The organism is Methylobacterium sp. WL6 (genome assembly GCF_008040095.1).
Lineage (GTDB): Bacteria > Pseudomonadota > Alphaproteobacteria > Rhizobiales > Beijerinckiaceae > Methylobacterium.
In genome coordinates this window covers 1-2103 of sequence record NZ_VRVH01000492.1, presented here as the reverse complement: position 1 = coordinate 2103, position 2103 = coordinate 1, and the positions used below count along the sequence as shown (strand labels likewise).

Sequence of the window (2103 nt, the reverse complement as noted above, 5' to 3'; positions counted from 1 at the left end):
GCGCCGCGCGAGCCCGGTCGCGACCTGCGCGCTCACCGCCGCGCTCCTCACCGCGCTGCTGGCCGCCTGCGCCCAGGAGGGCGATTTCGGCCGCCCGAAGGCCGGCGCCTGGAACAGCCTAGTCGAGACCACCGGGACGCTGGCCGCCCGCGAGCGCGAGGAGCCGGCCTCCGCCTTCCCGCTGACCGACGAGGAGCAGACGCTGCGCGCGCGCGCCTGGCGCTTCCTGATGCCGGCGGCCCCCGAGGCCGCGTTCGTCGACGTGCTCGCCAACCTCACCCGCGCCCGCGTGCTGCCGCCGTCGTGGCGCCCGGGGGACGTCGCCGCCTATCACGACGCCCTCGTCGCCGAGCCCGCCCGCTCGCCGGTCTCGCGCTACCGCCGGCTGTCCGAGGACGCGACCGCCGACGCCCGGCTGATCTCGCCCTTCGTCGCGATCGCCGCGCGGGTGATCGACGCCGACGCCCTGCGGCTGCGCAGCCTTCCCTTCGCCAGGGCGCTCGACGATGTCGACGTGCGCAACGCCGCCATGCGGGTGGCCGAGAACCGATGCCTGATCGCCTGGGTCCGGCTCGAACTGGCCGAGCGCACCGCGCGCTACCGCTACGCGGTCGAGCACCTCGTCGTCGCGCTGCCCGGCCCGGAGGCCGTGGGGGCGGAGCGCAGCATCGGCGTGCTCGCCGCCCGCCGCGCGCTGCTCGACCCGCTGCTTCCGCGCGAGGCCGCCTTCCGCTGCGGCCTCGTGCCCGGCGAGGATGGGGCCGCGGCGTTGCCGCCGGTGCGCCCGCTGGTCGTGAAGGACTGAAAGGCGGCGCGCGACGCCACGTTCCGTTGTAAGATCGTTTCGTCCTCTATAAAGAACGCCTCGGCGGGGCCGTCGGATCGCACCGCGGACCGATTCCCGGGAGGAGGGGAAGCGATGACCGAACCGAAAGCAGCGCGCACGATCGCGGCCACCAACGGCGTGGCCGAGGACACCGCGTACGGCGCCGTCATCGCCCCGATCCATCTCTCGACGACCTACAAGTTCCCGGCCTTCGAGAAGCCGGGGCCGTACGACTACTCGCGGCTGGGCAACCCGACGCGCGACCAGCTCGCCGACACCATCGCCAAGCTCGAGGGCGGCGCCCGCGCGGTCGTGGTGTCGAGCGGCATGGCGGCCCTCGACCTGGCGCTGTCGAGCCTGCGGCCGGGCGACCTCCTGATCGCCCCGCACGATTGCTACGGCGGCACGCACCGCCTGCTCAGCCTGCGCAGCGCGCGCGGGCACTACACGGTTGCCTTCGTCGACCAGAACGACCCGGCGGCTTTGGCCGCGGCCTTCGCGGGAAGGCCCAAGGTCGTGCTGATCGAGACGCCGAGCAACCCGCTGATGCGCGTCGTCGACGTCCGCCGCGTCACCGGGCTCGCCCGCGAGGCCGGCGCGCTCTCGGTGGTCGACAACACCTTCCTGTCGCCGGCCCTGCAGCGGCCCCTGGCGCTCGGGGCCGACCTCGTCGTGCACGCGACGACCAAGTTCCTCAACGGGCATTCCGACGTGGTCGGGGGCGCGGTGGTCGCGGCCGACGCCAAGGTCGGCGACGAGCTCGCCGCCTGGGCCAACACCATCGGCGTCACCGGCTCGCCGTTCGACGCCTACCTCACGCTGCGGGGCGTGCGCACCCTGTTCGTGCGGATCGAGCAGCAGCAGAAGACCGCCGGGCGTCTCGCCGCGTTCCTGGCCGGCCACCCGGCCGTCGCCGCGGTGTACTATCCCGGCCTTGAGACCCATCCGGGCCACGCCCTCGCCAAGGCGCAGCAGAGCGGCTTCGGCGCCATGCTGAGCTTCGAGCTCGCGGGCGGGCGCGAGGCGGTGCGACGGTTCGTGGCGGTGCTGCAGGTGTTCACGCTGGCCGAGTCCCTCGGCGGGGTCGAGAGCCTGATCTCGCACGCCGAGACCATGACCCATGCGGCGATGGATCCCGAGGCGCGCGCGATCGCCGGCATCACCGGCGGGCTGCTGCGGCTGTCGATCGGGCTCGAGGCGGAGGACGACCTCCTGGCCGACCTGTCCCGCGCGCTCGACGCCCTCCCGCCCGCCTGAAGGTCCGCGCGGCGGCCGCC

The 2103-nt window shown here is 74.3% G+C and carries 2 protein-coding genes; both read left to right on the top strand.

The window, feature by feature from the left end; genetic code table 11:
* Positions 1-55: 55 nt before the first annotated feature.
* Positions 56-805: a hypothetical protein gene (locus FV230_RS27640; protein ID WP_147844640.1), complete on the top strand. Its 750-nt coding sequence runs from the start codon at positions 56-58 to the stop codon at positions 803-805.
* 114 nt (positions 806-919) lie between these two features.
* Positions 920-2083 (top strand): cystathionine gamma-synthase, encoded by a 1164-nt coding sequence (metB, locus tag FV230_RS27635; protein ID WP_147844639.1) that lies wholly within the window; start codon positions 920-922, stop codon positions 2081-2083.
* Positions 2084-2103: the final 20 nt, after the last annotated feature.

What these genes read in the sequence shown, in the direction of transcription:
- metB (WP_147844639.1), top strand. Translation starts at nt 920, where the DNA reads ATGACCGAACCGAAAGCAGCGCGCACGATCGCGGCCACCAACGGCGTG.